We start from the raw sequence: 18,435 nt of genomic DNA, 5'->3' as shown, positions 1-18,435 counted from the left end.
TTCCTACTTACACGTGTTAGTGACACTACCGTACGCCTTCGATCCGCCGGACCGTCCAACCGCCGGCGATAGCGACACCCGCCGCCATGAGGAACAACAACAGGTAGTTGCCGCCACCGCCGATCGCCAGGATGAACGGAGCGACGACCGGCGCGGCCGACTGCGGCAGCGCACTGGCGATCCCGGCCAGGCTCATGTACTTGGCGGCCTCGCGCTCCCGGTCGGGCAGCACGTCGTTGACCACCGCCAGGTCCACCGCGCCGAACACGCCGGCCCCGAACAGGATGAACTGCGAGCCGACCAGCACCGAGACGAACGACCCGGCGAACGCCACGATGACGAACCCGGCCGCGAAGCAGGCGGCGGCCAGATAGATGAACAGCTTGCGCCGCCTCAGCCGGTCCGACAGGTAGCCGCTGACGACCGCACCCACCGACGTCATCACGAGCCCGACACCGCCGGTGAGCGCCAGCAGCCCGGTGACCTCGGCCAGCTCGTAGCCGAGATGGTCGGTCAGGAAGTACAGCTGATAGGTGGACAGGAACATCAGGCTGAACTGGACAAGAAAGCGTCCCAGCCAGGCCCAGGCGAAGTCGCGGTGGCGGCGCGGGTTGAACGTGAGGTCGCCTACCAGCCCGCGCAGATCGACAGGCCGGCGTTCCGCCTTCGGCAGCGGACGGTCGCGCATCACCACGACCAGGACCAGCACCGCGGCACACGCGATCAGAGCCGGCATAAGGAAGAGCGGCAGCGGCGAGCCGCCGAGGGCCCCGGCGAGCTGGAAGCCACCGACACCGGCGATCTGGGCGGTGAAGCCGAGCAGGCCGCCGACCTTGCCACGCTGCTCCTCGGGCACCTGGTCAGGCATGACCGCCATCAGCGGCGTCATCATGCAGCTCACGCCGATCTGCGCGACGACGTAGCCGAGCAGTACACCGGGCACCGAGGCGAGAACGGCGGTGAGCACGGCGCCGGCGGCCAGAACCGGCATGCCCGCCAGCATCCAGGGCCTTCGCCGGCCGAGCCGGGAGGTGGTGTTGTCACTGAGCAGGCCGACGACCGGGCCCATCAGGATGTTGACCAGCGTGCCGACGCCGACCACCAGGCCGAGTGCCGCCTCCTTGCCGCTCGGGTCGATCTCCTGGAGGCGGATGGCGAGGGAGGCCAGCAACGGAGTCATGACCGCCACGTACAGTCCCAGATAGGCGAGGACGTAGACGGCGATGAAGCCGCCGCTGACCCGTGACGGCTGCGCGACAGCGACCGGGGGCCCGGGATCGGACATCACACTCTCCATTAGATCGTTTTAATCGATGACCCCACGGTGACGGGAGAATGAGCCACCGCACGGACAGCCGGGGACGTAGCGCGAGCGTAACCGCACTAACACGTGTAACTCAGAAGTGCGAGGACTTTAACATCGATGCCGCCTCCAGGCAATGACGTGGCGAGCCAGGAAGAGGGACCCGGAGCACTCGACCTACCGTGGCCGCGCCCTCGCAGTCGTCCGAGCGGCCGATCATCCCGGCCCGCTCACCGTCGAAGCCGACAGCGACCACTTCGGATCCGCCCGCATCGACATTCCCGTGTCCGACCCGATTCCCGCTCCGGTGAGCATCGACGCCGTCCACGTGTCCGATCTCGCCGAGGACGCCGGTCCGTCAGTGGCGCAGGGCGCGGGTCAGGGCCAGGGCGGCGGTGCGTACGGCGGGGGCGTAGCGGGCGAGGCGCATCTGGTTGCTCCAGCCCGACAGGGACAGGGCGGCGATGGCCAGGTCGTCCGGGCCGAGGATGGGGCTGGCGACGCACGTGATGCCGGGACCGGATTCCTCGCGGTCGTAGGCCACGCCCTCGCGGCGGATGCGGCGTAGCTCGCGTGACAGCAGGCCGGGCGCGGTGATGCTGCGTGCGGTCAGGCGCGGCAGGGGCTCGGCGAGCAGGGGTCCGACGGTGGCGGGCGGGGAGAAGGCCAGGATCGCTTTGCCGACGCCGGTGGCGGTGGCGGGGACGCGGCCGCCGACGGCGGATGGCAGCGGGGGGCCGCCGGTCGCGGTGAGCTTGTCCACGTAGACGACTTCGCGGCCGTCGAGCACCGCAAGGTGGACCGTCTGACGGGTGGCCTCGCGCAGGTCGGACATGAAGGGGACGGCGGCGTCACGAAGGACGCGCTGGCGTGGCACGCGCTGACCGATCTCGAACAGGGCCAGGCCGAGGCTGGCCCCTCGGCCGCGACGTTCCAGCAGCCCGGCGCTGACCAGCTCGCCCATGATCCGGTGGACGGTCGACTTGGGCAGGCCGGTGCGCCGGGCGAGTTCGGCGGCCCCGACTGCGTCGTCCCCCGCGCGGAACGCGGCCAGCACCGTCGCGATACGGGAGGACAGGGCGTCCTGCGTCATGCCGCACATCGTATTCCGTCCCACCACGTGGGACGAACCCTCGTCTCGGGGCAGGTGGGCGGACTCAGGCTCGCGGCTTCGCGGAAGAAGGGAATCGCAGGTGGACGCGGTACAACGCGCGGCGGCCGACCTGATCGGCGCCACCGTCACCGCCGCCTTCCGGAGCCCACGGGATACGCCGGGAGGACCTGATCATCGATGTCGCGTTCCGCCTGGGCCGAGGAGCGCGGACTCGCCTCCTGAGCGAACGGCGGGGCATCGGGAGAACCGATGCCCCGCCGTTTTCCTATGTCACTCGGGCCGCGCCACGGAGACGCTGCGATCCGGCTCGCCGGCGGACGCCTCCGGCACCCGCAGGAACACCCCCGCCACGAGCGTCACCAGGGACGCGCCCGCCATGTAGGCGGCGATGGAGGCCCAGCCGCCGGTCGCCGCCAGCAACGACTGCGAGACGGCCGGAGCGATGGCGTTGCTGATGATGAGCCCGGAGGTGAAGGCGATCGACAGGCCGCTGAAGCGGACCGCGGACGGGAAGACGGCCGAGAAGTACGCCGGGACCACGGCGTAGTTGGCCGCGTAGCCGACGAACAGCAGCCCGAAGCCGAGCAGCATCCAGCCGTACTGGCGGGTGTCCAGCAGCGCGAACCACACGAAGGGCAGCACGATCAGCGCGGCCGCGCCGCCCATGAAGACCGGCCGCACTCCGATCCGGTCGGACAGGCGCCCGAACAGCGGCACGCAGACCAGCACGACCACGATGGCGGGCAGGAGGATCGTGAGCATCCGGTCGCCGGACAGGCCGAGGCCGGACTTGCCGTACGTGAGCGAGAAGACCGTGGCCATGGTGAAGGTCGTGCCCGCCCCGACGATCCCGAGCGCGACCAGCAGGACGGTACGCCAGCAGGTGCGGAACAGGTCGACGACCGGCAGCCGCCGCACCTCCTGATGCCGTTTGACCTCGTCGAACTCCGGCGTCTCCTCGACCGCCAGCCGCAGGGCGAGCCCGACCACCACCAGGACGGCGCTGAGCAGGAAGGGGATGCGCCAGCCCCAGCTCCGCACGGAGCCCTCGTCCAGCACCAGCAGGAACGTCAGGTTGGCCAGCAGGAGCCCGGCGGTCGTGCCGGTGTTGACGAGCGAGCCGAAGAACCCGCGCCGGTCCCGCTCGGAGTGCTCCACGGTCATCAGGATCGCGCCGCCGTACTCGCCGCCGGCCGAGACGCCCTGGAGGATGCGGGCGGCGATCAGCAGCGCGGGCGCGGCGACCCCGATCTGGTCGTAGGTGGGCAGCACGCCGATCACGAAGGTGGCGGCACCCATCAGCACGAGCGTCACGATCAGGATCGTGCGGCGGCCGACCCGGTCGCCGAAATGCCCGAAGATCAGGGCGCCGAGCGGCCTGGCGACGTAGCCGACGGCGAAGCTGGACAGCGACAGCAGGGTCGCCACCAGCGGATCGCTCGCCGGGAAGAACAGGTCGGCGAAGACGAGGGAGGCCGCGATGCCGTAACAGGCGTAGTCGTAGTACTCGATGGTGGTGCCGATCCAGCTGGCGACCGCGGCTTTTCTGCGTTGGCGCGGGGTACTGGTGGTGGCGGTCATGACGCCCTCCGTGAGGAGCAGGAAAAGGGTGACCAGGTCACCTGGAGCTGGCCGTACTATGTACGGTTCTTTGAACGAATGTCAAGGGTGACTCCGTACTTGACTTCGTACTTTGAACCGTACATAGTACGAGCATGCCAGCCAGAGCGTACGCAGCCACCCCGCACGGGCTCATCCACTACGCGGAGCAGGGCGAGGGCGCGCCCGTCATCCTGCTGCACCAGACGCCACGCTCCTGGGACGAGTACCGGGACGTGCTACCCCTGCTCGGCGCCCGGTATCGGGCGATCGCGATGGACACGCTGGGATTCGGCGCGTCCGACCGTCCGGCGGAGGAGTGGAGCGTCGAGCTGTTCGCGGAAGGGGTGCTGGCGCTGTGCGACGCCCTGGGCCTGGAGCGGGTGGCGCTGGTCGGCCATCACACCGGCGGGGTGATCGCCACCGAGGTGGCCGCCCGCGCACCCGAGCGGGTCAGCGCCCTGGTGCTGTCAGGAGTGCCGTACGTGGACGCCGCCCGGCGGGCCAAGGTCGCGCATCGGCCGCCCATCGACGAGGTGACCCCGCGTCCGGACGGCTCGCATCTGCTCGACCTGTGGAACAACCGGCGGCCGTACTACCCCGAAGACGCCCCCGACCTGCTGAACCGCCTGGTGCGGGACGCCTTGAACGTTCTGGACCGGGTCGAGGAGGGGCACCTCGCCGTCAACGCCTACCGGATGGAGGAACGCATCGGCCTGGTGCGCGCGCCCGCCCTGGTGCTGTGCGGGGAACTGGACGAGTTCTCCAGGCCCGACATGGCCGAGCTGGCCGGGCGGCTGCCGGGCGCGCGGACGGAGCTGCTGCCGGGCACCGGCGTCCCGGCCGTCGATCACCGTCCCGACCTGTTCGCGGCGGCCGTGATGCGCTTTCTCGACCGGCTTCTCCCTTGACTCAGTACTGCAAACCGTACAAAGTACCGTGCAATACACGGAGGTCACCATGAACGACGACCCGGATGAGGGCGTCCTCGACCTGCGCGTCGAGCAGTTGCGCCGGGCGGCCGACGGGGTGCTGTCGGTGACCCTCGCCGACCCCGAGGGCGGACTGCTGCCCGCATGGGAGCCGGGCGCGCACATCGACCTGGAGTTCCCCGGCCTCGTCCGGCAGTACTCGCTGTGCGGCGACCCCGCCGACCGGTTCACCTACCGGGTCGCCGTGCTGCGCGAGCCGAACTCCCGGGGCGGCTCCGCGCTGGTCCACGACGAGCTGCGCCCGGGCGACCTGGTGGAGGTGGGCGGGCCGCGCAACCACTTCGCGCTGATTCCCGCCGAGCGCTACCTGTTCATCGCGGGCGGCATCGGCATCACCCCGATCCTGCCGATGATCGCCGCCGTGGAGGCGGGCGGCGCCGAGTGGCGCCTGGTCTACGGTGGCCGGCGCCGCGCGACGATGGCGTTCCTGGACGAGCTGGCCGCGTACGGCGACAAGGTCCAGGTCGTCGTCGAGGCCGACGACGGCCCGCTCGATCTCGCCACCCTGCTCGGCACCCCGCGAGAGGGCACCGCCGTCTACTGCTGCGGCCCCGAAGGGCTGCTGGACGCGGTGGAGCGGCGCTGCGCCGGCGGATGGCCCGAGGAAACGCTGCACCTGGAACGATTCAAGGCCAAGGTCTTCGACGTCGACCCGTCCGCGGAGAGGGCCTTCGAGGTCGTCTGCGCGCGCTCGGAGATCACCGTCCCGGTCCCCGCCGACCGTCCGATCGTCGACTGCCTGGACGAGGCGGGCCTGGCGGTGCCGACCGCCTGCCGCGAGGGCATCTGCGGAAGCTGCGAGGTCAAGATCCTGGACGGCGTCGCCGAGCATCGCGACTCGCTGCTGTCCCACGCCGAGCAGGAGGCGGGCAGGACGCTCATGGTGTGCGTGTCCCGGTCCCGCTCCGACCGGCTGGTGCTCGACCTGTGAGCGCCGTTCCCACCCCGAATGGATCTTGGAGGTCCGCCATGGCCGAGCCCGCCCGTCGCCGTCCCCGCCGCGCCACCGCCACCGCCGTGAAGCCGCCGTCATCTCCCGGGCAGGACTGGTCGGCCTGGCCCACCTACAACGACGCCACCCTCGGGTTCCGCGACTTCTGGTACCCGGTGGAGTGGGCCGCGAGGATCGGCTCGAAACCGGTCCCGATCACCCTGCTCGGCGAGAAGATCGTCCTGATCAGGGACGGCGACGTCGTCCGGGCCCTGCACGACCGCTGCCCGCACAGAGGAGTGCCGCTGTCGCTGGGCCGCCGTGAGTTCGACGGCACCATCAGCTGCCCCTACCACGGATGGACGTTCGACCTGGACAGCGGCCGCCTGGCCGCCGTGCTCACCGACGGTCCCGAGTCGCCGATCTGCGGCAAGGTGTCGGTGCGCACCTACCCCGTGGCGGAACGTCTCGGACTGGTCTGGGTGTACGTGGGTGACGGTGACCCGCCGCCCGTCGATCGCGAGATCCCCGCCGAGCTGACTCAGAACGTCTTCGTCATGGGCGGGCGCACCGACATCCGCGAGGGCAACTGGCGTTTCGCGGCCGAGAACGGCTTCGACGAGGGTCACGCCAAATACCTGCACAACACGGCGTTGTGGCGGCTGTTCAAGGTGATGCCCGCCTGGAACAAGACCCGGGTCGTCGAGTCGGACACCGGCGGCTGGATCACCCGGGTCCAGGACGAGGTGCACTGGGAGGCCCACTTCCCCGGATACGGCACCTGGAGCAACAGACGGTGGTGGAAACGGATGCCGCTGCCGGACGCCCCCGGCAAGGCCGCCGACGTCAACCCGGTCATCAAGAACATGGATCTGCCCGGCTTCGTATCGATCCGCCTGCCAGGGCTGCTGCGCGTCGCCTATCCGCACTTCATCCACTACGAGTGGTACGTGCCGGTGGACGCCGACCGGGTGAGATATATCCAGATCATGGTGCGGTTCGAGGACGGGCTGAAGGCCGCGCTGTTCAAGGCCAAGTACGTCGGCTGGATCCGCTGGCTGTTCCACGGCCAGTTCACCGCCCAGGACGCCTGGATGGTGGACGTGATGGACGCCCCGCCGGAGAAGCTGTACCGGCCGGACCTGTCCATCACCGCCTGGCGCCGGCTCGTCGAGAACGGCGATCTGAAGGTGCAGCGTCCAGGGGGTCCCCTTGCTAGCTGACCCGCCACCCGGACGGGACATCGAGGCCGGCGGGGTGCGATTGCGCGTCACCGAGTTCGGCTCCGGCCCTCCCACGGTGCTGCTGCACGGCGGCGGGCCGGGGTGCACGGCCTGGACCGACTTCGCCCCGGTGACCGCACGGCTGGCCGAGGGACGACGGCTGATCCTCCTCGATCTACCGCAGTACGGTGCCTCCGCGACCCCCGCCATCACCGGCCCCGCCGCGTCCTACCACGTCGAACGAGTACTCGGCCTGCTGGACGCGCTCGGCGTCGAACGGGCCGACTTCGTCTGCCAGTCGCTGGGCGGCACCGTGGCGCTCGCGCTGGCCGCCCGGCACCCCGAACGGGTCCGGCGGCTGGTCGTGACCGGCAGCCAGCCCGTGCCCCCGCCATGTGGCGTCTGGTCCGACACCACGCTGGGGCCGCGTGCCCGCGCCGGCTACTACGGCGGCGAGGGGCCCACCCTGACGAAGATGCGCGAGCTGATCGCGGACCTGGAATGGCATGACCCGTCAGGCCTGCCCGAGCGCACGGTCCTGCTGCGGTACGAGGCCAGCGTCACGCCGTCCGCCCTGGAACTGGCCGCCGACCCGGCCCGACGCGGCGTCCCCGAAAACCTCGCGGCCGACCTTCCCGCCGTGCGGGCCCCCGTGCTGCTGCTGTGGGGCGAGCACGACCCGTTCGCGGACCCCGCCTACGCGCACGCCCTGGCGGCCCGGCTGCCTCGCGGGGACGTCGCCGTGCTGGGCCGTACGTCCCACCATCCGGCCGAGGAGCGGCCCGCCGCCTACGCGGCGATGGCGCTCGCCCACCTGGAGAGGTCCTTCCATGTCACGTAACACCCTGCTGATCGCCGCCGTCACCTTCGGCCTCGGGATAGCCGTCGCCAAGCCGCTGCGCCGCGCCGCGAGCCGGGCGTTCCTGTACGCCACCGGCACCGTTGTGCGGGACGAGCGGCCCGTACCCGGAGGCCGCTGATGCCGATGGACCCGAGACGCCGCGCCTGGGCCGAGGCGGCCTGGGCGAAGATCGACGACGAGCGGCTGACCGCGTTGATCGCCGGGATGGTGGACATCCCCAGCCCCACCGGCGAAGAGGGCCCGCTGGCCCGCTGGCTGGCCGAGCGCCTGCGCGAGGCCGGGCTGGCGGGCAGGTACCAGCCGATCGACGACGACCAGGGCAACGCGATCGGCCGGCTGCGCGGCGACGGCACCGGCCCCGACCTGCTGCTGTACGCGCCGATCGACACCCTCACCGTGGGCGCCGAGGAGGAGGACGTCCCCCAGGTCGGCCCGGCGTTGCGAGATGACATGCGCCCGTCGGCGGTCGTGGACGGTGACTTCGTCATCGGCCTGGGCGCCAGCAACCCCAAGGGGCACGGCGCCGCGCTGATCGCCGCCGCCGAGGCGGTGGCCGCGGCCGGGATCCCGCTGCACGGTGACGTGCTGATCGGGCTCGGCGCGGGCGGCATGCCCACCAACCGGCGCGGCGTCCCACGGGCCCGCCGCCACAACGCGGGCCAGGGCAACGGCTGCTCGTTCATGCTGGAACAGGGCCTGCACGCCGACTACGCGGTCATCGCCAAGCCCGGCTGGACGGCGGCGTGGGAAGAGGTCGGGCTCTGCTGGTTCGAGGTGGTGGTGCGAGGCACCTACAGCTATGTGGGCAGCCGCCATCGGATGCCGTACCGCAATCCGATCGTGGCCGCCGGCACCGTCATCGCCGGGCTGGAGCAGTGGTTTCCCGGCTACAGCGCGCGGCACACCGACGGGCTGGTCGCTCCGCAGGGCAACATCGGCGGGATCGAGGGCGGCTGGCGGCGTACGGCGTCCCTGTCCCCGGCGGCCTGCCGCTTCCACGTGGACCTGCGGATCAGCCCGCGCACCACGCCGATGCGGGCCAAGCGCGAGTTCGGCGAGGCGATCGACCGCATCCGGGCCGCGCATCCCGAAATCGACCTGGACTGGGAGATGACCCTGGCCATCCCGGGGAGCCACACCCCCGAGTCCGACTGGATCGTGAGCGCCGCCAAGGCCGCGTGGGAGGAACTGGAAGGACGCCCCCACGAGCCGATCCTGGGCAACAGCGGCGCCACCGACGCCAACATCCTGCGACTGTGGGGCATCCCCACCGTCCGCACCGGAATGGACCGCATCGGCGAGGACGCTCCGATGGCGCTGGACTTCCCCGCCGGGATGAACGTCGTGGACGTACGCCAGGCCCGCAAGCTGACCCGCGCCCTGATCCACACGATCGTCAACACCTGCACCCGAACCCGCGAGGAGATCGCATGAGCCGGATCGTCCTGGGGGTCGGGGCGTCCCACAGCACCCTGATGAACACTCACTGGGCCGAGGTGGATCACCTGCCGGGCGCCCATCGCTTCCGCGACGGCCTGGACGAGGCCCGCCGCCTGGTCGAACGGGCGCGGCCCGACTCCGTCGTCGTCGTCGGCTCCAACCACTTCCGCGGCTTCTTCCTGGACATGATGCCGGCGTTCACCGTCGGCGTCGGCGAGGTGAACGGCGCGGGAGAGGCGGGCACGCCCGGCGGGCCGCTGCCGGTCGACACCGGCTTGGCGCGTCACCTGGTGGACGCCCTGGTCGGCGACGGGTTCGACCCGGCGTTCTCGCTGCGGCTGACCGTCGACCACGGCATCACGCACAGCCTGCAGTACCTGGTGCCCGAGCTGGACGTCCCGATCGTCCCGGTCGTGGTGAACATGTTCGCGCCGCCGTTGCCCTCGCTGCGCCGCTGCCACGGGCTCGGCGCCGCGATCGGCGCGGCCGTACGCTCCGACGGCCAGGACAAACGCGTGGTGGTGATCGCCTCGGGCGGGCTGTCGCACCGGCTGCCCTGGCCGAAGTGGTTCGAGGCACTGACCGACGACGACAGGTTCCTCGTCCAGGCGTGGCTGAACGGCCGCGACTCCTGGAGCGAGTACGAGGTCCGCCGCCGCCAGATCATCCGCGCGGCGGAAGCCGACGTCAACCCCGCCTTCGACGACCGGTTCCTGAGCCTGCTCTGTGGCGGCGACCTGAAGGCGATCCTCGACATGAGCGACGACGAGCTCACCGCGGAGGCCGGCAACGGCGCCCACGAGATCCGCGCCTGGATCGCGATGGCCGCCGCCGTGGGCCGGGCCACCGGCCGGACCCTCGGCTACGCGCCGATCGACGCCTGGCTCACCGGCATGGGCGTCGCCGCCCTGCATCCCTTCAAGGAGGATTGATCATGACCATCTGGAGCGATCTGACCGGTGTCGGCTACGCCGTCCGGTACGTCGACGTCCACGGGCTGCGCACCCGCGCCCTACAGGCGGGCGACGGCGAGGCGGTGGTGTTCCTGCACGGCACGAGCGGGCATTTGGAGGCGTTCGTCCGCAACATCCCGGCGCATTCGGAGAAGTACGCCTGCCACGCCCTCGACATGATGGGCCACGGGTACACCGACGGGCCTGATGAGCCGTACCGGATCCCCGGCTACGTCCGGCACGTGCTCGGCTACCTGGACGCCTGCGGGATCGAGCGGGCCCATTTCGTCGGGGAGTCGCTGGGCGGCTGGGTCGCCGCCCGGCTGGCCGCCGACCACCCCGATCGGGTACGCCGCCTCACCTTGGTCGCTCCCGGCGGGAGCGTCGCCAACCCCGCCGTGATGGACAGGATCAAGACCAGCACGCGGGCCGCGGTGCAGACCGACGACATCGACCTCACCCGCAAGCGGCTGCACCTGCTCATGCACGACCCGGCCGCGAACGTCTCCGAAGAGCTGGTACAGGTCCGGCACGCCATCTACCACCGGCCCGAGTTCGTCAAGGCCATCGGCAACCTGCTGTGCCTGCAGGAGCTGGACAACCGCACCGAGGACCTGCTCACCCCCGAGCAGATGGGCCGCATCACCGCGCCCACCCTCATCGTGTGGGGCGCGCAGAACCCCTTCGGCGAGATCCCGGAGGCGCACCGGATGAACGAGGCGATCCCCGGCTCCCGGCTGGAGATCTTCGGCGAGTGCGGCCACTGGCCTCAGCACGAGCACGCCGAACGCTTCAACGAGCTGAACCTGGCGTTCCTGGGGGAGGCATGACGGCCCCGAAGATCGGCATCCGCCTGCCGCCCTGCGCGCCCGCCCACCACCTGGCCCGGACCGTCCGCAGAGCCGAGGAACTGGGCTTCGACCAGGCGTGGTTCCCCGACTCGCAACTGCTGTGGCGGGACGTGTTCACCACCCTGACCGCCGCCGCGCTCGGCACCGAGCGGATCGGGCTGGGCACCGCCGTCACCAACCTGGCCACCCGGCATCCCGCCGTACTGGCCTCCGCCGCCCGCAGCGTCGCCGAGCTCGCGCCGGGCCGTTTCACCCTCGGCCTCGGCGTCGGCAACAGCTCCGTCGGGCCGATCGGGATGCGCCCGTCCACCGGTGCCGAGATCCGCTCGGGGTTCGCGCTGCTGCGCGCCCTGCTCGGCGGTGAGGACTGGGACTTCGGCACGGCGACCTCCCGGTTGCGCGACCCGCGGCCGGTGCCGCTGTTCCTGGCCGCCAGCGGGCCGCGCAACCTGCGGCTGGCCGGCGAGATCGCCGACGGGGTCATCCTGCTCAGCGGCGTCTCCCCGGAGACGCTGGCCGACGCGTCCGCGCGGGTCCGCGAAGGCGCCTCGGAGCGCGGCCCGGTCCCGCTGGTCGCCTCGGCGTTCTGCGCGGTGACCGACGACGTGGAACGAGCCGCCCGGCGGCTCAAGCCGATCTGCGCCGCGATGGCTCAGACCGGCGGCGCCAAGGCACTGGCCCTGTCCGGCATCTCCCTGGACCTTCCCGACCGGATCGACGGCGTCTACCCCGACCTCGTGCACGCCGAGGATTGGGACCGCGCCGTGGAGATCTGCTCCCGCTGGGTCAGCGACGAGGCCGCCGCCGCGTTCGCCCGGGCCTTCTGCCTGTTCGGGACGCCCCAGGAGATCCATACGCGGCTGCGCGAACTCGGCGACGCCGGGGTGGACGGCGTCTACCTGCAGCACGTCGGCTCGTACGACCTGCCCGAGGAGCTGATCGAGACGGTCGGCCGCGTCGTCCTGCCCATCCTGCGGAAGGACGACCCCCTACAGCCCGTCCTTCAGGCGGACATGTGACGCTCCTCACCGACCTGGCCGGCCGTGCCACGCGGGCGCCGCGGCTCGCGGACGCGGCGGCCCGGTCCCTCGCCTCGCTCCACGTCCTGGACACCCTGGGCTGCGTCGCGGCCGGCGCCACGCACCCGCTGACATCCGTACTGCCCGCGCTCGGCGCCCCCGGCGGCAGCGGCACGCTGACGGTGACCGGGCTGCCCGGACGGCATCCGCTGCGCACGGCGGTGCTCGTCGAGTCGGTCCTGGCTCACGTGGACGAGTTCGACGCGCTGCATCCCGCCGCCGCGGTGGTGCCGCCCGCGGTGACCGTGCCCGCCGCGCTGGCGGTGGCCGAGCAGGAAGGGCTGTCCGGCCGGGCGGTCGTGGACGCGGTGCTCGCCGGGTACGAGACGGTCGTCGAGGCCGGGCTGCGCTTCGGCGGGCCCCGCCTCTACGAACGGTCCTGGTGGCCGACGGCCCTGTTCGGGGCGCTCGGCGCGGCGGCGGCCACCGCGTCCCTGCTCGACCTGGACGAGCGGCGCACGGCCCACGCGCTCGCCATCGCCGCCGCCGGACTCGGCGGCCTGCTCGGCTCGGACGCCCTGGGCCTCGGCCACTACCTGCTGGCCGGTCGCGCCGCCGCCGACGGCGTGGAGGCCGCCTACCTGGCCCGAGCCGGCGCGACCGGCTCGCTCGCCCTCCTCGACTCCCCCGCCACGGCCGCGCTGGGCACCGCTCCCACCGATCCCCGCGAAGCCGCCCTCCACCTGACGACCTGCGTCTTCAAGGCCTACCCCTGCGCCCGCCCCCTCCACGCCGCCCTGGACGCCCTTCAAGCTGTGGACATACCGCTGTCCACGGCCCGGCGCATCGAGATCGAACTACCGGACTCCCTGCTGCGCTTCGTCACGGCCGACCGGAACCCGCCCGGACCCACCGAGGCGGCGGCCAGCGCCGCCTTCGCGGTGGGCGCCCTGCTGTCCGGCGCGCCCGACGACGTGACCTTCTTCCGAGGCCCGCTGCCCCCGGACGTCCCCGACGTCGCCCTGCTGCCCGCCCCCGACCTGAACGGCGCCCTCCCGGACCGCTGGAGCGCCCGTGTCACCGTGCACACCGGCTCCGTCGTGATCCGCAGAACCTGCGACCAGGCCACCCCACCCACCGCTGACGCCGTCATCGCCAAGTCCCGCCGGCGACTGGGCGACGCCTTCATCGAGCGATGCCTGGCCCTGGACGACCTACCTCGTGCGGACGTCGTACGCCGCCTTGTCCCGTACTAATTGCCGTATCCTGTACCGGACAACCATTCTGGAGACAGAGGAGCCGACATGGCCCGCGGGGGTGCACGGCGCGGCGGCCGAGACCTCAGCCTGGAGAACATCGTCGAGGCCTCGCTGCGGATCGCCGACGAAAACGGCCTGGAGGAGCTGACCATCCGCCGGATCGCCGCCGAGCTCGGCGTCGGCGCCATGACCCTCTACAGCTACGTTCGCAGCAAGGACGAGATCTTCGACGCGATGGCCGACCACGTGCTCGGCGGCATCCGCATCCCCGAGGCCGACCCCGCCGACCCGGCCGCCGTGCTGCGCGCCGCGGCCACCGGCTTTCTCGACATGATGCGCAGGCACCCGAGCATCGTCCAGCTGATGACCAGCCGGGTCACCATCAGCATCCACTCCATGGAAGGCGGCATGGAGGGCATCATCGCCCGGTTCCTGGAGGCGGGCCTGACGCCGGAGACCGCCGTTCGCTGTTACTCCTTCCTGATCACGTACGCGCTGGGCTTCGCGGGCTACCAGCACCCCCGCCCATGGGGCCACGCGGACCGTCCCGACAGTGCCGAGCTGCGCCGCCAACGCGTGCACTTCTACTCCTCGCTGCCCGTCGGGAAGTTCCCCAGCGTGGTCGCCATCGCCGACCGCCTCGTGGACCTCCCGGCCGACGACCAGTTCGACTATGCGGTGGAGGCGTTCATCACTTCGGTCCTGGCCGCGGAAGCCCACAAGAGCTCGGCCTGACAGGCGCTACACCGCCGAACCCGGTTGGATCGGCCCCTCATGGGTTCGGGCCGGTCCAGACCCAGGTGTCGTGATCGGCCCGGCGTCATCCGGATCTGTTGGCGAGGAAGTCCTCGATTCGCCGGGCGAGAGCGCCGGGCGCTTCGAGCATGGGCAGGTGTCCGCTGTCGAGGGATGCATCCCAGCTCGGGTCGAGGTTGCGCGCGAATCGCCGTTGCAGTCCGATCGGGAGCTCGGCGTCCTGGCTGGTGGAGAGGTAGCCTCGGCGTTCGGGAAAACCGCCGCCTTGCGGCGGGTCCCGGTAGAGCCGCACAGACTCGGGGCTGAACTCCGCCACGATGCGATCGGCCGTCTCCGCGTCGACCCGCCCGGCCACGCCTCGCCGGATGGCGGCATCGGGCGGTCGGGTGCCGGCCAGCCGCATCGCCAGGCTCAGCACGAGCCGGTTCGGCAACGGCATCGACGCGACGAAGCTGCGTCCCGGCTTCGGCACGACGGCCGTGACCGCCAGGAACGCGCCCACCCGGTCAGGTGCGAGGGTGAGGATTTCCGCTGCGACAGTCCCGCCGCTGGAGTGCGCGACGACCGCGAATCGCTCCCACGGGGCCGAATCCAGTGCCGCGGCGGCGTATTCCCTGAGCGAAGCGCGATCATGACGCGGTCGCTCAGCGACCACCGTCCGGTGCGACGCGGCCAGTTCTTCGCGCACCTGGTCCCAGATCCAGACGGGAAGACCAGCACCGCTCAACAACAGGATGGGCTCTCGCAACTGTGTCATGCCCCGATTCTGGAGGCGCTGGATGTCACCGTTATGGCACCATTCATGCATGAATCGCACTGACCGGCTCTACGCGATCCGCGAAGATCTCCGCCGTGCCGGTCCCCGCGGCCGCACTGCCGAACAGCTCGCCACCGCGTTCGAGATCAGTGTCCGCACCGTCAAGCGCGACATCTCCGCTCTGCAACAGGGCGGGTTCCCCGTCTGGGCACGCACGGGCCGGAACGGCGGATACGTCGTCGATCGCGCCGCCACCCTGCCGCCGGTGAACTTCACCGCCGCCGAAGCCTCCGCGCTCGCCGCGGCGATCGCAGCACACCGTGGCCAGCCATTCGACGGGCAGGCCCGAGCCGCCCTGGTGAAAGTGCTGGCGGTGATGGACCCGCAGGCGCGGCGGCACGCGGACGACTTGACCGAGCGCATCTGGATCGACCACAGCGCTGCCGAGGCAGCTGATCCGCGCCGACGCGACGCGATCGAACATGCCCTTCAGGAGCGCAAGGTCCTCTCGCTGCACTACCGCGACCGTCACGGTGCGCCGACCACGCGCCGGGTCGACCCCCAACTGCTCGCGTTCACGGCCGGGCACTGGTTCCTCGTGGCGCGCTGTCGGCGCCGCGAGGCCATCCGGTGGTTCCGCCTCGATCGGATCGAACGCGCAGGTCTCACCACTCAGCCTGCCATCGACATACCCTTCGAAGAGCTGGGGGCACCTCCCTCGACGGCGGCCTCCGTCCGGGCACGACTTGCGATGTGATCTCGGTCGTTGCCCGTCCCGGGCTCACCAGTGGCCGTTCTCGGGGCCGCCGCCCGAATCCTGTCCACCGTCGGCGTATGGCCGTGTCATCGCCGGGAGTCGGCGCCGTGGTCGGGGCTGTGGTCGGTGCGGTGGGTCGTCAGGCGGTCGGGGTTCGGCCAGCGTACGCCGTGGGCCCAGCCCGCCCGCTCGAACCAGCGGATCAGCCGCGCGCTGGGGTCGAACTGGCCCTTGAGCACGCCGTGCCGGGCGCAGGTCGGCTCCACATGGTGCCAGTTGTGCCAGCCTTCGCCGAGCGTCAGCATCGCCACCCACCACACGTTGGACGAACGGTCCCTGGTGCGGAACGGGCGGTCACCGAAGGTGTGGGCGATCGAGTTCACCGACCAGGTGACGTGGTGCACCACGGCATAGCGGACCAGACCGCCCCACAGGAGCGCGCTCCACACGCCCGGCCACGACATCGACCACAGCCCGCCGGCGGCGGCCGGGAGCGCGAACGACATGAGAACGACCGCCGGGTAGGCGGCGTCGAAGCGTCGCACGTCCGGGTCGGCCAGCAGGTCCGGCACCCAATGCCGGCGGCTGGAGCGGTGACGGGCCGTGTAGAACCAGCCGATGTGGGCGTGCAGCATGCCGCGCAGCAGCGCCAGGCCGCTGTCGCCGTAGCGCCATGGCGAGTGCGGGTCACCTTCGCGGTCGGCGTACTTGTGGTGGCGGCGATGCTCGGCGGCCCACAGCGTGAGGGGGCCCTCGACGGCCATGCCGCCGGCCAGCATGAGCGCGATCCGTAGCGCCCGGTTGGCCCTGAAGGCGCGGTGGGTGAAGAGGCGGTGGTAGCCGATGGCGATCCCGAAGATGCTCACCAGGTACATCGCGACCGCGATGACCAGGTCGCGGGGGCCGATGCCCCAGCCCCAGGCGGCCGGCACCGCGAGGGCCAGCAGCAACACGGGCAGGACGACCAGGACGATCAGATAGGCGGTGCGGCGGCCGGTGGTGACCGTCACCGTCTCTGCCGTGCCCGGCTGCGGCATGGGTGACGGCACGTCTCCTCCCATGGGTGATGCGGAACGATCGGGCTCCCTATTCAACGGCCAGGCCCATGGACTGCGGCAATGTCCTGACAGTAACGGACCGATTACTCCGAGGAAGCAAAACAATGCACTCGGCTGTCATGAAGAAAGGCGTGACGCATCCCTAGATTGTGATTGCACAACGTGATCATCGTTGTGCGCTCCGGCATCAGGCGGGAGGTCCACGGAATGGGTGCTGTCGATCAGGCGACCACGGGCGGCCATCTGGAGAGATACGACGAGGCGCTGGCCAGGGACCCGATGTCCGCGTTCGGCCTGGTCCGGGAGTGGATGCGTACCGACTGGCGGAGCCTGTTCGCCGAGTTGCGCGAGCGGCGCCCCATCTTCGTCACACCCGCCTTCACGGTCGTGACCTGCTTCGCCGACGTCGCCGAGGTGCTCTCCCACGAGCAGGTCTTCTCGGTACGCGCCTTCGGTCCGCGCCTCGACGCCGCGCTGGGCGCCCCGTTCATGCTGGGCAGGGACGCCACGCCGATGAACTGGCGGGAGAAGGGCCTGATGCGGCTCATGCTCGACCCGCGGGACGCGGCCGACGTGCGCGAGCTGGCCGGCCGCCTCGCCGACGAACTGCTCGACGCCGCCTGGCCCGACGGGCGCCTCGAAGCGGTCAACGGGCTGTTCCGCCCGGTCGCCCTCGGGGTGTGCGCGCGGTATTTCGGCGTTCCCGGCCCCGATCCGCAGACCCTGGGCCGGTGGACGCGGGCCATCGTCGCCGACGGCTTCGCCAACTTCCTCGGAGATCCGCAGATCCAGGCCGCGTCCGTCAGAGCGGGCACCGAGCTGGTCGGATACCTGCGGGAGCGCCTCGCCGAGCACCGTGCCACGCTGCGGGCCGGACGGGACCTCCCCGACGACGTCTTCGCCCGCCTCGTCCGCTCCTCCCTGCCCGCCGGGGCCGCCGTGACCGACGACCGCATCGTGATCAACATGGCCGGACTGCCGCTGGGCTTCGTGGAGAGCGCGCCGGGGGCCATGGTCGAGGTGGTCGAGCAGCTCCTGCTGCGCCCGGGGGTACTCGCGGAGGCCGCGGCCGTCGCCGGAGACCCCGAACGGTTCGATCCGTACGTCTGGGAGGCACTGCGGTTCAGCCCGTTCTTCAAGCTGCTTCCCCGGCTGTGCGAGCGCGACCATGTCCTGGCCGGCGGCACCCCGCGCAGCACGATGATCCCCGCGGGCACGTTCGTGCTCGCGGCGCCGGCCTCCGCCATGTTCGACGCGGCCGTGGTGCCGGAGCCCGACGAGTTCCGCCTCGACCGGCCTCGCCACCATCAGCTGTTCTTCGGCTCCGGTCATCACGCCTGCCTCGGCGTGCACGTGGCCGGCGCGGTGATCGCCGAGACCGTACGCCGCCTGCTGCTGCGTCCCGGCGTGCGTCCGCTCCCGCCACCGGCGGGCCGCGTCGAGCGGACACTCGGGATCTTCCCCGACACCTTCGCCCTCGGGCTCGGCACCGAGGGACGGGTCACCGCCGAAGGGCTCGGCGCCGAAGAGCGGCCCGGCATCGACGGGCGGGAAGGCTGAC

18 protein-coding genes are annotated in these 18,435 nt (G+C 71.3%); 13 read left to right on the top strand and 5 right to left on the bottom strand.

The window, feature by feature from the left end:
* Window positions 1-25: 25 nt before the first annotated feature.
* From ACIBQ1_RS20420 to ACIBQ1_RS20410, 3 genes are all read right to left on the bottom strand, one after another.
* Window positions 26-1,285 carry an MFS transporter gene (locus ACIBQ1_RS20420; RefSeq protein WP_397279488.1) on the bottom strand — a complete coding sequence of 420 codons (1,260 nt, stop codon included), beginning with the start codon at window positions 1,283-1,285 and terminating at the stop codon, window positions 26-28.
* Window positions 1,286-1,661: 376 nt separating this feature from the next.
* Window positions 1,662-2,396: an IclR family transcriptional regulator gene (locus tag ACIBQ1_RS20415; protein ID WP_397279486.1), complete on the bottom strand. Its 735-nt coding sequence runs from the start codon at window positions 2,394-2,396 to the stop codon at window positions 1,662-1,664.
* 291 nt (window positions 2,397-2,687) lie between these two features.
* A complete protein-coding gene (locus ACIBQ1_RS20410) occupies window positions 2,688-3,998 on the bottom strand; it encodes an MFS transporter (RefSeq protein WP_397279485.1) in 1,311 nt (436 codons plus the stop codon).
* Between the two features lie 134 nt (window positions 3,999-4,132).
* On the opposite strand from ACIBQ1_RS20410, the gene ACIBQ1_RS20405 reads away from it, so the two are divergent.
* The 11 genes from ACIBQ1_RS20405 to ACIBQ1_RS20355 are packed head-to-tail and all read left to right on the top strand — an operon-like array spanning window position 4,133 to window position 14,281.
* Window positions 4,133-4,927, top strand: coding sequence for an alpha/beta fold hydrolase (locus tag ACIBQ1_RS20405; protein WP_397279484.1), 795 nt, complete (start codon window positions 4,133-4,135; stop codon window positions 4,925-4,927).
* 49 nt (window positions 4,928-4,976) lie between these two features.
* Window positions 4,977-5,939 carry a PDR/VanB family oxidoreductase gene (locus ACIBQ1_RS20400; RefSeq protein WP_397279482.1) on the top strand — a complete coding sequence of 321 codons (963 nt, stop codon included), beginning with the start codon at window positions 4,977-4,979 and terminating at the stop codon, window positions 5,937-5,939.
* A 38-nt stretch (window positions 5,940-5,977) separates the two neighbouring features.
* Window positions 5,978-7,162: a Rieske 2Fe-2S domain-containing protein gene (locus ACIBQ1_RS20395; RefSeq protein WP_397279480.1), complete on the top strand. Its 1,185-nt coding sequence runs from the start codon at window positions 5,978-5,980 to the stop codon at window positions 7,160-7,162.
* Complete coding sequence (locus tag ACIBQ1_RS20390) at window positions 7,152-8,003, top strand: alpha/beta fold hydrolase (protein WP_397279478.1); 852 nt, start codon at window positions 7,152-7,154, stop codon at window positions 8,001-8,003. The genes ACIBQ1_RS20395 and ACIBQ1_RS20390 overlap by 11 nt, the downstream gene beginning before the upstream one ends.
* Window positions 7,993-8,142: a hypothetical protein gene (locus ACIBQ1_RS20385; RefSeq protein WP_397279477.1), complete on the top strand. Its 150-nt coding sequence runs from the start codon at window positions 7,993-7,995 to the stop codon at window positions 8,140-8,142. The genes ACIBQ1_RS20390 and ACIBQ1_RS20385 overlap by 11 nt, the downstream gene beginning before the upstream one ends.
* A gap of 5 nt (window positions 8,143-8,147) precedes the next feature.
* On the top strand, window positions 8,148-9,458 hold the full coding sequence (locus ACIBQ1_RS20380) for a M20 family metallopeptidase (RefSeq protein ID WP_397279476.1): 1,311 nt from the start codon (window positions 8,148-8,150) through the stop codon (window positions 9,456-9,458).
* Window positions 9,455-10,396: a hypothetical protein gene (locus ACIBQ1_RS20375; protein ID WP_397279474.1), complete on the top strand. Its 942-nt coding sequence runs from the start codon at window positions 9,455-9,457 to the stop codon at window positions 10,394-10,396. Before ACIBQ1_RS20380 ends, ACIBQ1_RS20375 begins: the two co-directional genes overlap by 4 nt.
* 2 nt (window positions 10,397-10,398) lie before the next feature.
* Complete coding sequence (locus ACIBQ1_RS20370) at window positions 10,399-11,247, top strand: alpha/beta fold hydrolase (protein WP_397279472.1); 849 nt, start codon at window positions 10,399-10,401, stop codon at window positions 11,245-11,247.
* Window positions 11,244-12,287, top strand: a complete 1,044-nt coding sequence (locus ACIBQ1_RS20365) for an LLM class flavin-dependent oxidoreductase (protein WP_397279471.1) — start codon at window positions 11,244-11,246, stop codon at window positions 12,285-12,287. The genes ACIBQ1_RS20370 and ACIBQ1_RS20365 overlap by 4 nt, the downstream gene beginning before the upstream one ends.
* Complete coding sequence (locus tag ACIBQ1_RS20360; protein ID WP_397279469.1) at window positions 12,284-13,543, top strand: MmgE/PrpD family protein; 1,260 nt, start codon at window positions 12,284-12,286, stop codon at window positions 13,541-13,543. The genes ACIBQ1_RS20365 and ACIBQ1_RS20360 overlap by 4 nt, the downstream gene beginning before the upstream one ends.
* Before the next feature lie 48 nt (window positions 13,544-13,591).
* Window positions 13,592-14,281, top strand: coding sequence for a TetR/AcrR family transcriptional regulator (locus ACIBQ1_RS20355; RefSeq protein ID WP_397279468.1), 690 nt, complete (start codon window positions 13,592-13,594; stop codon window positions 14,279-14,281).
* A gap of 85 nt (window positions 14,282-14,366) precedes the next feature.
* On the opposite strand, the gene ACIBQ1_RS20350 is transcribed toward ACIBQ1_RS20355, so the two are convergent.
* The gene (locus ACIBQ1_RS20350) at window positions 14,367-15,059 is read right to left on the bottom strand and encodes an alpha/beta fold hydrolase (RefSeq protein ID WP_397279466.1); all 693 of its coding nucleotides are present in this window, start codon (window positions 15,057-15,059) and stop codon (window positions 14,367-14,369) included.
* A 49-nt stretch (window positions 15,060-15,108) separates the two neighbouring features.
* Here ACIBQ1_RS20350 and ACIBQ1_RS20345 point away from each other — a divergent pair, with 49 nt between their 5' ends.
* Entirely contained in the window at window positions 15,109-15,816 is a 708-nt protein-coding gene (locus ACIBQ1_RS20345; RefSeq protein ID WP_397279465.1) for a helix-turn-helix transcriptional regulator, read from the top strand.
* A gap of 86 nt (window positions 15,817-15,902) precedes the next feature.
* Here the strand turns inward: ACIBQ1_RS20345 and ACIBQ1_RS20340 are convergent, their stop codons facing one another.
* Window positions 15,903-16,865, bottom strand: a complete 963-nt coding sequence (locus ACIBQ1_RS20340) for an acyl-CoA desaturase (RefSeq protein WP_397279463.1) — start codon at window positions 16,863-16,865, stop codon at window positions 15,903-15,905.
* Between the two features lie 216 nt (window positions 16,866-17,081).
* Here ACIBQ1_RS20340 and ACIBQ1_RS20335 point away from each other — a divergent pair, with 216 nt between their 5' ends.
* On the top strand, window positions 17,082-18,434 hold the full coding sequence (locus ACIBQ1_RS20335) for a cytochrome P450 (protein ID WP_397279462.1): 1,353 nt from the start codon (window positions 17,082-17,084) through the stop codon (window positions 18,432-18,434).
* Window position 18,435 lies beyond the last annotated feature (1 nt).

The sequence above is a fragment of the Nonomuraea sp. NPDC050153 genome (genome assembly GCF_044460125.1).
Taxonomy (GTDB): domain Bacteria; phylum Actinomycetota; class Actinomycetes; order Streptosporangiales; family Streptosporangiaceae; genus Nonomuraea.
This window is presented reverse-complemented; position numbering and strand designations above follow the sequence as displayed.